Raw genomic sequence first — 17679 nt, forward strand, 5'->3', positions numbered from 1 at the left:
TAGTGGGGTTCCAACGGAGCCCGCGCAACCATGTCCAAGCCAGATCAACCCTATAGCGATGGTTTCTGGTGGTCGAACGACGGCCTTCGGCTGCATTTCCGCGATTATCCCGCGCGCCCCGAAAACGCGCACCGCCCCCCGGTGATCTGCATCCCCGGGCTGACCCGCAACGCGCGCGATTTCGAACAGGTCGCCGCGCGACTGGCGGGCGACTGGCGGGTGATCTGCGTGGACCTGCGCGGGCGCGGCGACAGCGCCTATGCCAAGGACGCGATGAGCTATGTGCCCTTGACCTATGTCCAGGACATGGAGGCGCTGCTGCGTGAGCAGAAGATCGAGCGGTTCGTTGCGATCGGCACCTCATTGGGCGGTCTGATCACCATGCTGCTCGCCTCGACCCGCCCGGGGCGCGTGGTGGGCGCATTGCTCAATGATGTCGGCCCGCAGATCGAGCCGGCGGGGCTGGCGCGGATCCGCGATTATGTCGGCCAGGGGCGATCGTTCCCCACCTGGATCCACGCCGCCTGGGCCTTGTCCGAGGTGCAGGGCGCGGTGTTCCCCGGCTACGGTGTCAGCGACTGGCTCGACATGGCGAAGAAGGCAATGAAGGTCGGCGCAGGGGGGCGGATCGTCTATGATTACGACATGAAGATCGCAGAGCCGTTCGCGGTTCCCGGCGGCGAGGCGGGGGTCGATCTGTGGCCGACGCTCGCCGGGCTCTCCCCGGTGCCGGTGCTGCTGGTGCGCGGCGCGCTGTCTGATCTGTTCAGCGTGGCGACTGCGCAGCGGGTGCTGGGCGTGCTGCCGCATGGCCGCCTGCTCACGGTCGCGAACAAGGGCCATGCGCCCTCGCTCGAGGAGCCCGAGGTCACCGATGCGATCCAGACATGGCTTGCCCAGGTCGATGCCACCGCGCTTGCGACCCAGGGCTGAGCGGTTATAGCCCCGCATCTATGAAGCCTCCGATCAAAGCCGTGTCGAACCCGGCGCGCATCCTGCACCTGCACAGCACGTTCGATCTGGGCGGCAAGGAGGCGCGCGCGGTGCGGCTGATGAACCATTTCGGCGGCACCGCGCAGCACACCATCCTGACCGCGGTGCCCGGTGCGCTGGGTGCGCGCGCCGCGATCGCTCCGGGCATCCGCGCCGATTTCCCGGAGAACGCCCCCTCGCTGGCGGGCAAGCCCAGCATCGCGCGCTACCGGGTGTTCGTCGAGTATTTCAAGCAGTTCGACCTCATCCTCAGCTATAACTGGGGCGCGATCGATGGCGTGATGGCGCGCACGCTGTTCGCCGGGCAGACCCGGCTGCCGCCGGTGATCCATCACGAGGATGGCTTCAACGAGGACGAGGCGGTTCGGCTCAAGCGCAAGCGCAACTGGTTCCGCATCGTCGCGCTCGCGCGCACCGAGGCTCTGGTGGTGCCCTCGCACACGCTCGAGCGGATCGCGTTCGATGTGTGGAAGCAGCCCGACAGCCGGGTGCGGCGGATCGCCAACGGCATCGATATCGCCGCCTATGCCAAGCGCCCGCAGCGCGGCGCGCTGCCCGGCTTCCAGCGCCGCGATGGCGAGATCGTCATCGGCACGCTGGCTGGCCTGCGCGCGGTCAAGAACCTGCCGCGGCTGGTCCGCGCGGTTGCCGCGCTCGACAGGCCGGTGCGGCTGGTGATCGTGGGCGAGGGGCCCGAGCGCGCGGCCATCGAGGCCGAGGCGGCGCGGCTGGGGCTGGGCGACCGGCTGCTGATGCCCGGGTTCCTCAAGAACCCTGCGCGCTATATCGGGCTGTTCGATATCTTCGCCTTGTCATCGGACAGCGAGCAGCAGCCGATCTCGGTGATGGAGGCGATGGCGGCAGGCCTGCCGGTGGCAGCGCCGATGGTCGGCGATGTCGCGCATATGGTCACGCCCGACAATGCGATCCTGCTCGCCGAGCCGGGCGATGAGGCGGGGTTGACCGATTGCCTGCGGCGTCTCGCCAGCGATCCCGCGCTGCGCGCGTCGCTGGGCGCCGCCAACCGCGTCAAGGCCGCCGAAGAGTTCGACGAACGCAAGATGATCGAACGCTACGCCGCGCTCTATGGCCGCGCGATGGGACGGCCCGAATTCGGGCGGTGAGGGGGTAGCGGCGCACCCGCACCTAGTCCCGCCCAGCCCGAGCCTGTCGAAGGCCCCGCACCCAAGCCCGCCCAACACTCCCGTCATGCTGAACTCGTTTCAGCACCCATCGCGCGTCCGGGTGAGGATGGTGCGAGAGAAGAAATGGCCGCTGAACCAATCCCTGCGTTAAGCGTCGCCGAAGGGGTACAGGGTGGCGGAAAGGGGGAGAGGGGCAGGAGGTCGGCGGTAAGGGCATCGAAAGACCCAACCCGCCCAACTTCATCGTCACCCCCGCGAAGGCGGGGGGCCCGCTACCGCACGAACGTCGGTGCAAAAAGCGGGATTCCCGCCTACGCGGGAATGACGGGAAGGCAGAGCACATCGTTTTCCGGCGAAAGCCGGAATCCAGGGCGGCTGCCGTGCCACCCAACCCCTGGACTCCGGCGTGCGCCGGAGAACGGCAAGCCATCGCTGGCCATAAATCTGTTGGATTTGCGCCTGCACCCCTCCCGCTCCTGGAAACGCGCAAAGGCGGCGGGCCGGGGACGGTCCGGTCGAGACCGGAAGCGTGCGGCGGACTGGCGGATGATTTGGGCAAAGCCTCATTCCGCCAAGGGCTGATGGTCCTTCCTGCGTGGTCTTGCGGTGGCATCTGCGCGGCGAGGAAGGAAATCCAAAGCGACCGCACGCTGACCGTCTGCCTGCTGGGTTCGGCTCTCCGATGGGCGTCCGAGCTCTCGCGAAAAGCCCGCCCACCAACCCCAACCCGCCGCCCCCGGACGATCCCGGGAAAGCACATGCCTTGAGGCCGTACCGGGCAGATTTGGTACGGAGGCGGGGATTGTTTAACCTATTTGGTTGTATCTTTCAAGCCAAGTATGCCGTTCGATATCAAATTTGTCCTGGAACCTATTTCTCCCGACGCGGGCGCACGTCGGCAAACACATTTTGCAACGCTAATGAAACGCGAATTACGCCTGCTTGTGCAGCTTGCGAGGGGCTGGTTTCCCTCTGCCGGACGCGTTCCGCAACAGATTTGTCTTCGCTTACGCTATCATCGGTCAATCCAAAGCTTGGCTTTATCATGCTTCAGTCTCCTCCGTGTACGCGTTTGAGACGGTTTGGTTAGCCGAACCATACCTACGGTGAAAATATCTTGGGTTTAAACGGGCTTCAAAAAAATGCTTGCGCTTCACCCACACGAACCCCTCGGCCCGAGTTATCATGGCAACGTCTATCGGACCACCCACCGACTCAGCATCCGCTGAGAATTTTCGTTTCAATGACGTTATATTGACCAAGCTCTCGCTAAGGGCAGCCAGCTCCTGTTTCGGCATCGAGCGAATGATGTCTGACAGTTGTTCTTTAGAGGATTTCAGATGTTGAGGAACGAGAGTGTCACGAAACTCGTCCATGATTGCGGCCGACGCGGCTCCAAGGGCACCCACGATCGTTCCAGTTGTGTCACCGTCAAGATCTTGAAGGCTTTCCTCCAACCGTTCAGCAAGAGAGTTCAACGATCCTTCAAAAAAATCTACACACAATTGTAGGAACTGATTGTCTAATCCGTAAATGAACCTATCAACCATTTCCTTTTGTGCAAACGGTAAAACCGTAGAAATGGGATATAATGCTCGATCAACATCAAATTTCCTAGTTTGTTTGTATTTGAGTTTTCCCGCTACTACTCCGTAGATTTCATAGGAAACTAAAGAAGGAAAAATTTCATCTTCTCCAAATCCCGCAAAAACTAGTCCGGTCAATCTTTCTGGAATGTATTCATGAATAAGACACAAGCTGCCTGCTCGCACGAGCAATTTAATAACCTCGTCTGGAAATACTGTTTCGTCAAAAACTATTTTTATAGCGTCATTGATATGGGCATCGTGCGCCGCAATTACATGATCTTCGCTTATGTCTACGCACCAGTCGTGCCCTGTGCTAGATGAAAGCCTATCGATATGCGAACTAACTAATTTCAAGTCCGCGTCCAAGAAGACTTTCGCCAGTTTCTCAGGAGTAAAATCTTGAGCATCTTCTGGTAGTGATCGGAGCGCGTCGACTATTCGGCCAAACTCGTCCGCTCTCTGCATCTTAATCTGTTCAAATAATGGTGTGACAGAGAATACAATATTTTCAGCTATCGTATTCTCTGGAGCGCTGAGATTTTCTAAGTGAGATAGAAAATCTTCGGAAAATTTAAAAACGGTAGATGATTTATTTTTGCATACGGTGTCACGATAGCGCTTCGCTATCACCTCGATTGGTATGCCTTGAACCTCAGGATTATTATAAACCATGAGTCCAATTGGATCATGGTTTGTAATCTCAAAAATCTTATCGGCGGAATTGTATACTTTTTGAGCGCCACCAACGCCAATTGTGACGGCGCTATCAGCTGCAAGAGTAACCGCAAGCTTGTTTAAAACCGCAATCTCGGCAGTCATTTCACCTCTCCTTATGAGGCCCGAATTCTGGGGTCGGCATCAAAATTCAGAATTAGGTTGTGAAAAAGGGTCTAATGACAAATCTCGTATCCGTAACATGAAAATGCTGCCGTAATGGACCAATTTGCAGGGCCCCTCAAATCAATTCATCCTCATCCAACAGCCTATCGTTCAACAACCCATCGGTAATCTGATCCACCCGTTGCTCGACATCGCCAAAGCGCATCACCTCGGCGATGTGGACCAGTGCATCGCCCTGGTTGACCACGGGGAGCACCGCGTGGCCGATGATCATGCCGTCGATCGGCGCGCGGATGTCTTCCGGGTCGTCGCCGAAGATTCCCGCGACGCGGCCGATGATGTCGCCCTTGTGCACCGCGTCGCCCGATTTCTGCTGGAGCACGCATAACCCGCCGCGCGGGGCGCGGACCCAGATCGAGCGGCGGGAGCGGGCAGGGATGGTGACCTGGGTCGCCTCGGGGTGCGGCTGGATCATGCCCAGATGCGCCATGACGTTGAGCACGCCGTTGACGCCGCAGCGCACCGAGAGCTCGTCGAAGCGCAGCGCCTCGCCCGCTTCGAGCAGCAGCATGTCGACGCCTTCGCCGCGCGCGATATCGCGCAACGAGCCGGGGCGCAGCGGGCTTTCGATCACCGCATGCGCGCCGAACAGCATCGCCAGCTCGCGCAAGGGGGCATTGTCGGGCGCGATGCGGATCTGCGGCAGGTTGTAGCGGTGCACGGCAGCGGAGTGGATATCGATGCCCAGCGAACAGTGGCAGATCACCTCCTTGAGGAAGGTGTTGGCGAGCTGCGCTGCGAGCGATCCCTTGGCGCTGCCGGGGAAGGAGCGGTTGAGATCGCGCCGGTCGGGCAAATAGCGGCTGTGCGCCTGAAAGCCGAAGATGTTGACCGCCGGCAGGAACAGCACCGTGCCCGCCATGGTCTGTGCGTCGAGCTTTGGCAGCAATCGCTGGATCACCGCGGTTCCGGTGATCTCGTCGCCATGGATCGCAGCCGAGACGAAGATGCACGGGCCGGGGCGCTGGCCATGCAGCACGCGGACATACAGGCTGGCGGGTAGCCCGGTGGCGGTGTTGCTGACCGGAAGCGCGATCGTTTCGCAGCCGCCGGGTTCGACCACCATATCCGCGATGGCGAAGGGCGTGGCTTTGCCTGGGATGGGGGTGGGGGCGGCGGGTTCTGCGGTGCTTTGGCTGTCGGTCAATCTGGCCCCCCGGCTGGCCCTGATGGAATGCGTCCGGCTTGCGCGCGGGGCCAGCGGGGAGTATGGCGCGCAGGCATCGACCGGCGCAATACCATTTGTCGTGCGCCCGATCGCTTTTGTCTTGTCGCGTGCTTGACAGCATCGGCGACTCCGCTTATGCGCGGCATTCATTTTCATTAAGCGGCTTCAAAACAGGCGACGCATCTAAAAATGCGTGTGTCCTGTGTTTTGCGCTTTTTGGCCGTGAAGCTATGAGATGGGGTTAGCGACAGTCCGCGCCCTGTGGAGCAGGAGAAGTATTAAGTGGCACGTATCGCCGGGGTCAATATCCCTACCAACAAGCGCGTAATCATTGCGCTGACCTACATTCATGGAATCGGGCGCACCAAGGCGCTTGAAATCGCCGACAAGCTGGGCATCGACCACGCTCGCCGCGTTCAGGACCTGAGCGACGCCGAAGTGCTGCAGATCCGCGAAAGCATTGACGCTGACCACACCGTGGAAGGCGATCTTCGTCGCCAGACCGCGATGAACATCAAGCGTCTGATGGATCTGGCCTGCTATCGCGGCCTGCGTCACCGCAAGGGCCTTCCGGTCCGCGGCCAGCGCACGCACACCAACGCCCGCACCCGCAAGGGCAAGGCCAAGGCGATCGCCGGCAAGAAGAAGTAAGGACGTCGGGGCGCACCAGCTGCGTCCCGCCCTTGTTTCATTCTTCCAAGCACCCTCCCTGTTTCGTGCAGGGCATTATTTTCCAGGATAACACATTATGGCACGCGAACCGCAAAGGCTCAAAAAGCGCGAGCGCAAGAACATCTCGGCCGGCATTGCCCACGTCAACGCCAGCTTCAACAACACCATGATCACCATCACCGATGCTCAGGGCAACACGATCAGCTGGTCGTCTGCCAGCACGATGGGCTTCAAGGGCAGCCGCAAGTCGACCCCGTATGCCGCACAGGTCTGTGCCGAAGACGCGGGCCGCAAGGCAGCCGAACATGGCGTCCGTACGCTCGAAGTCGAAGTCAAGGGCCCGGGTTCGGGTCGTGAATCGGCACTGCGGGCCTTGCAGGCTGTTGGCTTCACCATCACATCTATCCGCGATGTGACGCCGATCCCCCATAACGGGGTTCGTCCGTCCAAGCGGCGCCGCGTCTGACACCCAGGCTGTCAATGGGGGTGGCGGACGCGTCATCTCATGAAATTTCCGGCCAGGGCTCCCAAGCGCATCCTATAGCGCCGCCCTCGCCCAACACTCAGGGGAAGTCCATGACTGTCAACATCAAGAACTGGCAGGAACTGAAGAAGCCGAACGGTCTTGAAATCAAGACCGGCGGTGATCCCAAGCGCAAGGCTACCTTTGTCGCAGAGCCGCTCGAGCGGGGCTTTGGCCTGACGCTCGGCAACGCCCTGCGCCGGGTGCTGCTGTCGTCACTCCAAGGCGCGGCCATCACCTCGATCAAGATCGAAAACGCGCTGCACGAGTTTTCCTCGCTCGCTGGCGTGCGCGAAGACGTGACCGATATCGTCCTCAACATCAAACAGATCGCGCTGAAGATGGAAGGCGAAGGCCCCAAGCGGCTTCAGCTCTCCGCAACCGGCCCTGCGCAGGTGAAGGCGGGCGACATCGCCGTGTCTGGCGATATCGAGGTGATGAACAAGGATCTGGTGATCTGCCATCTTGATGAAGGCGCCACGCTGAACATCGAACTGACCTGCGACACCGGCAAGGGCTATGTCCCTGCGGTTGCCAACCGTCCGATCGATGCGCCGATCGGCCTGATCCCGGTCGACTCGCTGTTCTCGCCGATCCGTCAGGTGTCGTACAAGGTGGAAAACACCCGCGTCGGCCAGGAACTGGATTACGACCGGCTTTCGCTGACCATGGAAACCGACGGTACCGTCGCTCCCGAAGACGCGCTGGCTTATGCCGCCCGCATCCTTCAGGACCAGCTGCAGCTGTTCGTCCACTTCGAAGACAGCATGACCCAGGCGAGCTCGGGCTCGGTCAGCCAGGCTGCTCCCGAAGAAGGCGATGCCAACCAGATCAACCGTTACCTCCTCAAGAAGGTCGACGAGCTGGAACTGTCGGTGCGTTCGGCCAACTGCCTCAAGAACGACAACATCATCTATATCGGCGATCTGGTCCAGAAGACCGAAGCCGAGATGCTGCGGACCCCGAACTTCGGCCGCAAGTCCTTGAACGAGATCAAGGAAGTGCTCTCGAGCATGGGTCTTCGCCTCGGCATGGACATCCCCGGATGGCCGCCTGAGAACATCGAAGAAATGGCCAAGAAGCTCGAGCAGGAACTGCTGGGTTAAAATTCAATCCTCCCCCAGCTTGCTGGGGGAGGGGGACCATCCGCAGGATGGTGGAGGGGCAGGGCGCTATCGTTGGCGCAGAACCCCTCCACCACTGACCTGCGGTCAGCGGTCCCCCTCCCCGAGACAAGCTCGGGGAGGATTTATAAGATCGGCATTGGCGGTGGCCGTTAACACTGCCTGGACCGGGGTACCTCGAACGGCCCCCTTACGAACGGAGTACTGAAAAATGCGTCACGGAATTGGCAAGCGCAAGCTGCAGCGGACCAGCTCGCACCGTATTGCGATGCTGCGCAACATGGCAGCCTCGCTGATCAAGCACGAGCAGATCACCACCACGCTTCCAAAGGCGCGCGAACTGCGTCCCTATGTCGAAAAGCTGATCACGCTGGCCAAGCGCGGCGGTCTTTCGAACCGTCGTCTGGCAATGGCGCGGTTGATGGACGAAACCCAGCTCGCCAAGCTGTTCGACACGCTGGCCCCTCGTTATGCCGATCGTGAAGGCGGTTATACCCGCGTTCTCAAGGCCGGCTTCCGCGCTTCGGACGCTGCCCCGATGGGCATCATCGAGCTGGTCGATCGCGACTTCAGCGCCAAGGGCCAGGATTCAGGCCCGGTGATCAGCGACGAAGACGACTACGAAGGCTGATCTCGCCAGGTACGCCCCGCGCTGCCCCGAAATTCATCGCCACCCCCGCACCACGCGGGGGTGGCGATTTTCGTTTGGGGTGAAGGGATAGCCGCTGTGTGGGCTTTTCTGCCCCAAATCCTGCGACAAGAACGCCCGCTTGGCTGTGCTGGTGAGGCAGCCGCCGACCATTCAACGCCGGTCACGCCAACGCCGCGTAGCGGCGGATACGTGTCGTGTCCGCGCAGTGCCTACAGTGCGCCCCGTTGACACTCGACCAAAACTTTGTATCTGGTCTTACCAATAATAAAGGAGCAGGGACATGAACGGCGCGGGTACCAGGTTGACGGGTTCACTTATTCTTGGCCTCGCCGGTGCGGTTGCGGCCTGTACTGTCCCGGCTGCGGCCAGCGCCCCTGCGGCTGCGGCGTCGGCACAGCAGGCGATCGGCTCCCAGGTGGCGCGGCAGGTCATCCCCATCACCTCGGGCTGGCGTTTCCGGTTTGGTGGCGATCCGGCGGGGGTCACCGCCACAGATTATGACGACAGCGGCTGGGACACGGTCGATCTGCCGCACACCTGGAACCGGATGGGCGAATACGCACAAAGTCGCTCGGCGAGCACCAATGTCGATCAGGGCGAAGGCTGGTACCGGCTGCATATGACCGGACCGGTGCTGGGCAAGAGCCGCAGCGCGGTGCTCGAGTTCGATGGCGTCGGCAGCATCGCCGATGTCTGGGTCAACGGCGCGCATGTCGGCACCCACAAGGGCGCATTCTCGCGCTTCCGCTTCGATGTGACCGATCATCTCAAGCCCGGGCAGGACAATGTCATCGTCGTCAAGGCGGACAACAGCAAGCCTGCGCCCGGAAGCACGACCGAGCATGTCATCCCGCTGGGCGGCGACTTTTTCGTCCATGGCGGCCTGTATCGCGGTGTCTCGCTGATCACCACCGACCGCGCCTCGATCGATCTGTTCGATCACGGTGGCCCCGGGGTCTACGTCTCGACCCCCAAGGTCACATCGCAAAGCGTTACGGTCGATGTGCTGACCCGGCTGCGCAACTCCGGCTCCGGATCGCGCGCGCTTCAACTGGTCACACAGATCATCGACGCAGAAGGCAAGGTGGTGGCCACCGACACCAGCCCGGCGCGTCTGCGCAAGGGTGAGAGCGCGGAGGTTCGCCGCTCGCTGGCGCTGGCCAATCCGCGGCTGTGGAACGGGCGCGCGGACCCCTATCTCTACACCGTCACGGTCGATCTGCGCGCGGGCGACCGGGTGATCGATTCAGTCAGCGTGCCCTTGGGCGTGCGGACCTTCGCGTTCGATGCCGACAAGGGGTTCATCCTCAATGGCAAGCCGACGCGGCTATATGGGGCATCGCGCCACCAGGATCGGCAGGGCAAGGGCTGGGCATTGACCGCCGAAGACCATGCCGAGGACATGGCGATCATGGCCGAGATGGGGGTCAACACCGTCCGTCACGCGCATTATCAGCATGCGCAGGAATGGTCGGATGAAGCCGACAAGGCGGGCATGGTGGTCAAGGCGGAGCTGCCGTTTGTCCACCAGTCGGCGTTCGGCGGTGCACCTGTCGCGCCCGAGCTGGTTGCCAATGCGCGCCAGCAACTGGTCGAGCTTGTCCGCCAGAACTACAACCATCCCTCGATCATGATCTGGTCGGTCGGCAACGAGATTGACATCGGCGCGGCGATCGATTCACTGCGCCAGGGTGGCAAGGGGCCGGTTGCACAGTCGCGCGATATGCTGGTCGAACTCGATGCGCTGGCGCGTAGCGAAGACCCCAGCCGGCCCACCGCTTATGCCGATTGCTGCGAGGGTACGCCATCGCCGCTGTCGCGGCCCGGCGCGCAAACGCTCAACGATGTCAGCCAGATCATCGGGCTAAACCGCTATTTCGGATGGTATTACGGCGGTTTCGCCGACATCGAGGGCGCACTCGCCAAGCTTCGCGCCAAGTATCCCGATCGCCCGATCGCCCTGACCGAATATGGCGCAGGCGGCGCCTTGACCCAGCACACCGACAATCCGCTGGGCGGGCGGGTCAACGAAAACGGCCGTCCACACCCCGAAGCCTATCAGGCATGGGTGCATGAAGAGACCTGGAAGGTCCTCAAGCAGCAGGATTACCTCGCCGGATCGTGGATCTGGAACATGTTCGATTTTGCATCGACCAGCCGCGAAGAGGGCGAGGCCTTCGATCTTAACGACAAGGGGCTGGTCAGCTATGACCGCAAGACCCGCAAGGACGCATTCTATTTCTACAAGGCGAACTGGTCGGACGAACCGGTGCTGCACCTCACCGGCAGGCGCTATGTCGACCGCCCCTATGCGGTGGTCGATGTCCGTGCCTACAGCAACGCGCCCAGCGCCAGCCTGACGGTCAATGGACGCGATGTCGGCAGCGCGCCGTGCCCGGACCGGATCTGCGTATGGCCAGGCGTGGTTCTGGCTGCAGGCGAGAACGCGGTATCGGCGAGAGCCACCGTCGGCGGCAAGCAGGTTGAAGACAGCCTGCGCTGGATCGCGCCCGATGCCAGCAAGGGGATTCATGTCCGCACCGGTAGCCTCACCGGCCTGACCACTTCAGATGGCCTGCGCTTTGGCTCGGATACGTTCTTCACCGGTGGAAACGTCCCGCCGATGCGGATGACCGGTCGCGGCAAGGCGGCCGACAGCAATGTCACGCAAAGCCCCGATCCCGAGCTCTATGCGTCGTACCGCCAGGGCAGTTTCGATTATGCGCTGCCATTGCCCAATGGGCGGTATGACGTGGTGCTGCATATGTTCGAACCCGACGCTGCGCAGGCCGCAACACGGACATTCCATGTGAGTGCCAATGGTCGCCGCGTGCTGACCAATTTCAACCCCGCCAGTGCCGCTGGCGGCCCGCTGCGCGCAGTGACTCGGACATTCCCGGTCCAGATCACAGACGGAAAGCTGGCCCTGCAATTCACTGCAGCAGGCGGGGATGCGCTGGTTTCCGCGATTTCGGTCATCCCCCAACGCTGATCGGCAGGGGCCATGCAAACGACATGGCCCCCTGTGACAGATTTGTGATTGACACCGTCTTTGGATCCATTATTGGTCAGTCCAATAAAAATGAATTGATCAGAATTGGTTTAGGGGAGGTTTCATGCGGTACACTTCGATTCTGGCTGCGTCCGTGGCGCTGTCGGGGCTCTGCTCGCCTGCGGTTGCGCAGGATTCGTCAGCAGCTGACGATCAGCAGGCCGGTTATGGCGAGATCATCGTCACCGCGCAAAAGCGCGATCAGAACATTCAGGATGTGCCTGCAGCGGTCACTGTGATCAGCGGCGATGCGTTGTCCAGCGTCGGCGGCAGCCAGCTGCAGGATCTCACCAAGCTCGCTCCCAGCCTCACGATCACCCAAGGCGGTGATATCAACAACAACGTTATCGTGCTGCGCGGTGTCGGCACGGCGGCATTTTCGGTCGGTGTCGAGCAGAGCGTGCTGGTGATGGTCGATGGCGTGGTCAACGGCCTGCCGGGTCAGGGTTTCAGCGATCTCGACGATATCGAGCGGATCGAGGTTCTGCGCGGGCCGCAGAGCACGCTGTTCGGCAAGGCAGCCTCTGCAGGTGTCATCAACATCACCACCAAGGCACCCTCGACGACGTTGACCGCCAACGCCGAGGTCCTGCTGACCAACGATGACGAGCAGCGTTATGCCGCGGGTATCTCGGGGCCGATCAGCGACTCATTGTCGTTCCGGGTTAACGGATCGGTTGGCCGGTTCGACGGCAATATCCGTGAATTGCAGAGCGGCACGACGATCAACGGACGCAACAGCGAAAACATCCGCGTGAAGTTGCGTTTCGAGCCGTCATCAGACTTCGATGCGACCTTGATCGGTTATTACAACAACACGCGCACCGATTGCTGCGCGCTGACCGCGATCGAGCGGACACCGGGGATCACCTCCGGCTTTGGGGTGCCATCTTCAGTCAGCCTCGCCGGGATTACGCCGGGCCGCGACAATTTCGCGATCCGCGTCGATCCGTTCACCACCGCCGATTCCGAAAGCTATGGCGGCTCGGTCAACATGAACCTTGCGATCGGCAACCATCTTCTGACGCAAATATTCGCGATGTCGCACTATAACTCGCAGGACAACTCGGATTTCGATGGTGCCTTCGGGCCGCTGTTCGGCCAGCCCAATGGTCTCGTCCAGGGCGGGACCTTCAAGGGCGAAGTGCTCAGCCACGAGCTGCGTCTGACCTCGCAGTCGGACTCGCCGCTGCAATATGTGCTGGGCACCTTCATCGCACGCAACGACAACTTCCGCACCTTCCAGCGGGTTGGCCCGATCGCGGGTGCCAACTGGGCAGGGCGCTCGGTCTCGGAAAGCGTCGCTGTCTTCGGTCAGGGCGACTTGGAGATCACGCCGGGCACCAAGATCATCGCCGGTCTGCGCTTCAACCACGAAAAGGTCGCGTTCCAGTACGAGCGCTTCAACGCCAGCGGCGGCAACCCGCCGTTCTTCACGAGTGGTTCGGCCAAGGACTCGGTCGTCACCGGCAAGATCGGCCTGCAGCAGGATTTCACGCCTGATATCATGGCGTTCGCGACCTATTCGCGCGGGTATAAAGGCCAGGGCTATGACCTGACCTCGTCGTTCGTGCGGCCCACCCATCCGGCCAGCCGTCCGATCCAGCCCGAGACCGTCGACAACTACGAGCTGGGATTGCGCACCAGCCTGTTCGATCGCCGCGTTTTCTGGAATATCACAGGGTTCTGGAGCGATTACAGCAACTTCCAGTCTCAGACGCTTGAGCCTGAACTGGGCGGTGCCTTCATTCTCGCCAATGTTGGTGCGTTGCGCACCCGTGGGGTCGAATCGGACCTGACAGTGCGGGCATCCGACTGGCTGAACCTGAATGGCAGCGTCGCCTATATCGATGCCAAGGTCCAATCCTATCCCAACGGCGAATGCTATTTCGGCCAGACCGTGGCGCAGGGCTGTCTGCCCAATGCGTCGGGTGGTCGTTCTCAGGACCTTTCGGGGGCACGCCTTGCCAACTCGCCCGAATGGAAATTCAACGTCGGCGCGGACATGAACCTGCCGCTGGGCGAGTTGCCGGTCAATCTGACCTTCAACACCAACTACACCTGGCAGAGCGCAACCTTCTTTGCACTGACCAACGATCCGGCGAGTCGTCAGGGCGCTTATGGGATCGCCAACCTCAGCCTGGGTTTCGAGGAAAAGGAAAGCCAGCGCTACAGCATCACGTTCCTGGTCCGGAACCTGTTCGATCGCAATTACTTCGCGACGATCCGCAACGATGCGAGCAGCTTTACCGACAATCCGTATCCCAACGCATCGCCGGTTACCAACATCATCGGTATCCAGGCACGTGACTCCGCGCGCTATCTGGGGGTCCGGTTTGCGGTCAAATACTGACCGGGTGGATCGCTTGAACACGCATTAAGACATCTCCCTATGGCCGGGCCACGTGCCCGGCCGCTTTTTGTTGCCCTGGCAACCCAATCAAAGGTTCATCGCTATGACCCCCGCGAAAACGGCACGGCTGCGCTGGTGGATCATCGGGCTGGTGACTTTGGGGACGATCCTCAATTATCTGGCGCGCTCGACGCTTTCGGTGGCTGCGCCCACGCTTAAAGCTGAATTCTCGATGACGACCGAGCAGTACAGCTGGGTCGTTCTCGCGTTTCAGGCGAGCTATACCGTGATGCAGACCGTGGCAGGATCGGTGCTCGATACGCTGGGTGCGCGGCTGGGCTTCTTCCTGTTCGCGCTGGGCTGGGCATTCGCCAACATGGCGCACGCGTTTGCGACCGGCTGGCAGAGCCTCGCGTTTTTCCGTACATTGCTCGGCGCGACCGAGGCTGCGGCGATCCCCGCCGGGGTCAAGACCGTCGCGACCTGGTTTCCGCCGCGCGAACGTTCGCTTGCGACCAGCCTGTTCCAGATGGGCACCAGCGTCGGCAACATGATCGCGCCGCCTTTGGTCGCGTTCTGCATCCTCGCATGGAACTGGCAGGCCGCGTTCATCGTCACCGGCGCGCTCAGCGTGGTGTGGGCAGGGATGTGGTGGGTCGGCTATCGCGACCCGCAAGACCATCCGCGGCTGACCAAGGCCGAAGCCGACCTGATCGCCAGCGGGCGCAAGGACGATGTCACGCACAAGCCCGCGACCAAGAAGGACGTGCTCAAGAGCCGCTCGTTCTGGGCGATCGCGACGCCGCGCTTCCTGTCAGAGCCCGCGTGGCAAACCTTCAACTTCTTCATCCCGCTCTATCTGGTCGCGGTGTGGGATCTCGATCTCAAGTCGATCGCCCTTTGGGCGTGGATGCCGTTTCTCGCGGCCGATTTCGGGAGCCTGGCCGCCGGGCTGCTGCCCACCTGGCTGATGAAGCGTGGTGCCTCGCTGCTCGCCTCGCGCAAGATCACGATGACGATAGGAGCGCTGTGCATGATCGGCCCCGCGTGTATCGGCCTGGCCACCTCGCCGGCTATGGCGATCGCATTGTTCTGCGTTGGCGGCTTTGCCCACCAGATGCTCAACGGCGCGCTGATCACGCTCTGCTCGGACGTGTTCGACCAGAGCACCGCAGGCACCGCGAGCGGCATGGCGGGGACATCGGCGTGGATCGGGGGCATGCTGTTCACGCTGCTGATCGGCCAGAGCGCTGATACCTTTGGCTACAACCCGCTGTTCGTGGCGCTGGCCGCGCTCGATCTGCTCGCTGCCGTGGTGTTGTGGAGCCTGCTCAGGGCGCCCGCGCCGGGATCGCGCCAGGCCGCATGATCGTCCAGCCAGCCAGCGCGTGACCCGCGCGCGCCGCGTCAGCACAATCGGCACCATCGATCCGCGCGGCCAGATATCCCGCGTTGAAGGCATCGCCCGCGCCGCTGGTATCGACAGGCGCAAGCACCGCACCGGGCGCGATCACGCGGCCATCGGGCAGGCGGCACCCGCCCGCGCCCAGCTTGACCACGGTTTCATCACAACCCAGACCTTGCCAGTGAGCGGCGACGGCCCCGGCATCGCGCTCGCCCGATAACGCGGTTTCGTCCTCGAGCGTGGGCAGGCCGATTGTCGCAACCATGATGGCGGCATCGCGCGCGCGCCGGGTTTCAGCCGGGTCGCTCCACAGGCGCGCGCGATAATTGCCATCGAACACCACCTGTCCGCCGCGTTCGCGCACCGATCGCGCGGTGGCGATCAGCCGCGCGCGTCCCTCGGGCGGCAGGACGGCGAGCGTGATCAGCGAAAAGCCCAGCACATCGGCGCAGGCGGCCTGTTCGAGCGCGGCGCCCGATTGCGGCAGGTCGAACATCGCGCGCGCGGCGCTAGTGTCGCGCCAATAGGAAAAGCTGCGCTCACCCGCCGCATCGGTGCTGATCGCATACAGCCCGGTGCTGCGCGAAGGATGCGCGAGAACAAGCCGGGTATCGAGCCCTTCGGCCTCCCACCGCGCCGTCATGTCGCCGCTCAGCGGATCACTGCCGATCGCGGTCAGATACGCGGTGTCATGCCCCAGCCGCGCGATATGGATCGCGGTGTTGAGCGTATCGCCGCCATGGCCCAGCTGCCAGCCGGGTCCGGCACGCGTCAGCTCGAGCATCGCTTCCCCGATGAAAACCAGGCGCACCGGTCACCAGTTCCACATGGTTCCGTCTTCAAGCCGTGCGACCGGGAGGTACGCGGGCTTGTAGGGATATTTCGCCGCCAGCGTCTCGTCGATATCGACGCCATGGCCCGGGGTCTCGCCGCAGAACAGTTCGCCGGCCTCGAAGTGGTAGTCGTGCGGGAACACCGCATCGGTCTCTTCGGTGTGGCGCATATATTCCTGGATGCCGAAATTGGGGACCCAGGTGTCGAAGTGCAGCGCGCAGCCCATCGTCACCGGTGACAGATCGGTCGCGCCGTGGCTTCCGGTGCGGATCTGGTAGAGCGCGGCAAAATCGGCGATCCGGCGCATATGCGTGATCCCGCCCGCGCCGACGATCGTGCAGCGGATGTAATCGATCAGCTGGTTCTGGATCAGGTCCTTGGCATCCCAGATGGTGTTGAACACCTCGCCCACCGCAAGCGGGGTCGTGGTGTGCTGCCGCACCAGCTTGAAGGCTTCCTGGTTTTCAGCAGGCGTGCAGTCTTCGAGCCAGAACAAGGAATAGGGTTCGAGCGCCTTGCCCAGTTGCGCGGCTTCCATCGGGGTATAACGATGATGGCCGTCATGGAGAAGGTGATGGTCGAAGCCATAGGTTTCGCGCAGTTTTTCGAACAGTTTGGGCACATAGTTCAGCGCCTTGCGCGTGTCCCAGCCGGTGACCGAGGGGAGCTGCGCATCGGCAGGCTCGTAATACAGTTTGCCGCGCCCGACGCCATAGGCATCCTTGACGCCCGGAACCCCGGTCTGTGCGCGGATCGCCTTGTAGCCCATGTCGATATAGTGGCCGACCGCGTCGACGGTCTCGGCGATGTCGCTGCCATTGGCATGACCATAGACCATCACGCCATCGCGGCTGCGCCCGCCGAGCAACTGGTACAGCGGCATATTGGCCATCTTGGCCTTGATGTCCCACAATGCCATGTCGACCGCGGCGATCGCGCGCATCGTCACCGGACCGCGCCGCCAATAGGCACCGCGATAGAGATATTGCCAGATGTCTTCGATCCGGCGCGGATCCATCCCGATCAGGCAGGGGACGACATGGTCCTCCAGATACGACACCACCGATTTTTCGCGCCCGTTGAGCGTGGCATCGCCGATGCCGTAGACACCCTGATCGGTGACGATCTTGAGCGTGACGAAATTGCGCCCCGGACAGGTCACGATCACTTTGGCCGACTGTATCTTCATGAGATCCGCTTTCCTCTCCCGGACGCTATGCTATGGTGCGGTGATAAAGATTATATTGCCGATTTCAACCAAATTGGTAA

The 17679-nt window shown here is 61.9% G+C and carries 14 protein-coding genes; 9 read left to right on the forward strand and 5 right to left on the reverse strand.

Annotated features, from left to right (window positions below):
• The first annotated feature begins 30 nt into the window (after positions 1-30).
• A complete protein-coding gene (locus tag IEW00_RS04470) occupies positions 31-933 on the forward strand; it encodes an alpha/beta fold hydrolase (protein WP_188513198.1) in 903 nt (300 codons plus the stop codon).
• Between the two features lie 20 nt (positions 934-953).
• Positions 954-2117, forward strand: coding sequence for a glycosyltransferase family 4 protein (locus tag IEW00_RS04475; protein ID WP_188513199.1), 1164 nt, complete (start codon positions 954-956; stop codon positions 2115-2117).
• Positions 2118-3008: 891 nt separating this feature from the next.
• Here IEW00_RS04475 and IEW00_RS04480 read toward each other — a convergent pair.
• From IEW00_RS04480 to IEW00_RS04490, 3 genes are all read right to left on the reverse strand, one after another.
• On the reverse strand, positions 3009-3185 hold the full coding sequence (locus IEW00_RS04480) for a hypothetical protein (protein WP_188513200.1): 177 nt from the start codon (positions 3183-3185) through the stop codon (positions 3009-3011).
• On the reverse strand, positions 3182-4546 hold the full coding sequence (locus IEW00_RS04485) for a hypothetical protein (protein WP_188513201.1): 1365 nt from the start codon (positions 4544-4546) through the stop codon (positions 3182-3184). Before IEW00_RS04485 ends, IEW00_RS04480 begins: the two co-directional genes overlap by 4 nt.
• Positions 4547-4682: 136 nt before the next feature.
• Entirely contained in the window at positions 4683-5774 is a 1092-nt protein-coding gene (locus tag IEW00_RS04490; protein WP_229736816.1) for a succinylglutamate desuccinylase/aspartoacylase family protein, read from the reverse strand.
• Between the two features lie 303 nt (positions 5775-6077).
• On the opposite strand from IEW00_RS04490, the gene rpsM reads away from it, so the two are divergent.
• The 7 genes from rpsM to IEW00_RS04525 all read left to right on the forward strand — a co-directional run bounded on the left by rpsM (position 6078) and on the right by IEW00_RS04525 (position 15540).
• Complete coding sequence (gene rpsM, locus IEW00_RS04495) at positions 6078-6446, forward strand: 30S ribosomal protein S13 (RefSeq protein WP_188513202.1); 369 nt, start codon at positions 6078-6080, stop codon at positions 6444-6446.
• A gap of 97 nt (positions 6447-6543) precedes the next feature.
• Positions 6544-6933, forward strand: a complete 390-nt coding sequence (rpsK, locus tag IEW00_RS04500; RefSeq protein ID WP_188513203.1) for a 30S ribosomal protein S11 — start codon at positions 6544-6546, stop codon at positions 6931-6933.
• 110 nt (positions 6934-7043) lie between these two features.
• Complete coding sequence (locus IEW00_RS04505; protein ID WP_188513204.1) at positions 7044-8096, forward strand: DNA-directed RNA polymerase subunit alpha; 1053 nt, start codon at positions 7044-7046, stop codon at positions 8094-8096.
• A gap of 229 nt (positions 8097-8325) precedes the next feature.
• Positions 8326-8745 carry a 50S ribosomal protein L17 gene (gene rplQ / locus IEW00_RS04510; protein WP_188513205.1) on the forward strand — a complete coding sequence of 140 codons (420 nt, stop codon included), beginning with the start codon at positions 8326-8328 and terminating at the stop codon, positions 8743-8745.
• A gap of 301 nt (positions 8746-9046) precedes the next feature.
• A complete protein-coding gene (locus IEW00_RS04515; protein WP_188513206.1) occupies positions 9047-11758 on the forward strand; it encodes a glycoside hydrolase family 2 TIM barrel-domain containing protein in 2712 nt (903 codons plus the stop codon).
• Between the two features lie 124 nt (positions 11759-11882).
• Positions 11883-14171 (forward strand): TonB-dependent receptor, encoded by a 2289-nt coding sequence (locus IEW00_RS04520; protein ID WP_188513207.1) that lies wholly within the window; start codon positions 11883-11885, stop codon positions 14169-14171.
• 103 nt (positions 14172-14274) lie between these two features.
• A complete protein-coding gene (locus IEW00_RS04525) occupies positions 14275-15540 on the forward strand; it encodes an MFS transporter (RefSeq protein ID WP_188513208.1) in 1266 nt (421 codons plus the stop codon).
• On the opposite strand, the gene IEW00_RS04530 is transcribed toward IEW00_RS04525, so the two are convergent.
• Both IEW00_RS04530 and manD read right to left on the reverse strand, forming a co-directional pair.
• Positions 15503-16360: a sugar kinase gene (locus tag IEW00_RS04530; RefSeq protein ID WP_229736889.1), complete on the reverse strand. Its 858-nt coding sequence runs from the start codon at positions 16358-16360 to the stop codon at positions 15503-15505. The genes IEW00_RS04525 and IEW00_RS04530 overlap by 38 nt on opposite strands.
• A gap of 30 nt (positions 16361-16390) precedes the next feature.
• Positions 16391-17599, reverse strand: coding sequence for a D-mannonate dehydratase ManD (manD, locus tag IEW00_RS04535; RefSeq protein ID WP_188513210.1), 1209 nt, complete (start codon positions 17597-17599; stop codon positions 16391-16393).
• Between the last annotated feature and the right edge of the window lie 80 nt (positions 17600-17679).

The organism is Blastomonas aquatica (genome assembly GCF_014639875.1).
Taxonomy (GTDB): Bacteria; Pseudomonadota; Alphaproteobacteria; order Sphingomonadales; family Sphingomonadaceae; genus Blastomonas; species Blastomonas aquatica.

Bases quoted from the DNA above. Each gene is read 5' to 3' on its own strand.
- IEW00_RS04470 (WP_188513198.1), top strand. From the start codon at position 31: ATGTCCAAGCCAGATCAACCCTATAGCGATGGTTTCTGGTGGTCGAAC.
- IEW00_RS04475 (WP_188513199.1), top strand. From the start codon at position 954: ATGAAGCCTCCGATCAAAGCCGTGTCGAACCCGGCGCGCATCCTGCAC.
- IEW00_RS04480 (WP_188513200.1), bottom strand. From the start codon at position 3,185: ATGATAAAGCCAAGCTTTGGATTGACCGATGATAGCGTAAGCGAAGAC.
- IEW00_RS04485 (WP_188513201.1), bottom strand. From the start codon at position 4,546: ATGACTGCCGAGATTGCGGTTTTAAACAAGCTTGCGGTTACTCTTGCA.
- rpsK (WP_188513203.1), top strand. From the start codon at position 6,544: ATGGCACGCGAACCGCAAAGGCTCAAAAAGCGCGAGCGCAAGAACATC.
- IEW00_RS04505 (WP_188513204.1), top strand. From the start codon at position 7,044: ATGACTGTCAACATCAAGAACTGGCAGGAACTGAAGAAGCCGAACGGT.
- rplQ (WP_188513205.1), top strand. From the start codon at position 8,326: ATGCGTCACGGAATTGGCAAGCGCAAGCTGCAGCGGACCAGCTCGCAC.
- IEW00_RS04515 (WP_188513206.1), top strand. From the start codon at position 9,047: ATGAACGGCGCGGGTACCAGGTTGACGGGTTCACTTATTCTTGGCCTC.
- IEW00_RS04520 (WP_188513207.1), top strand. From the start codon at position 11,883: ATGCGGTACACTTCGATTCTGGCTGCGTCCGTGGCGCTGTCGGGGCTC.
- IEW00_RS04525 (WP_188513208.1), top strand. From the start codon at position 14,275: ATGACCCCCGCGAAAACGGCACGGCTGCGCTGGTGGATCATCGGGCTG.
- IEW00_RS04530 (WP_229736889.1), bottom strand. From the start codon at position 16,360: ATGCTCGAGCTGACGCGTGCCGGACCCGGCTGGCAGCTGGGCCATGGC.
- manD (WP_188513210.1), bottom strand. From the start codon at position 17,599: ATGAAGATACAGTCGGCCAAAGTGATCGTGACCTGTCCGGGGCGCAAT.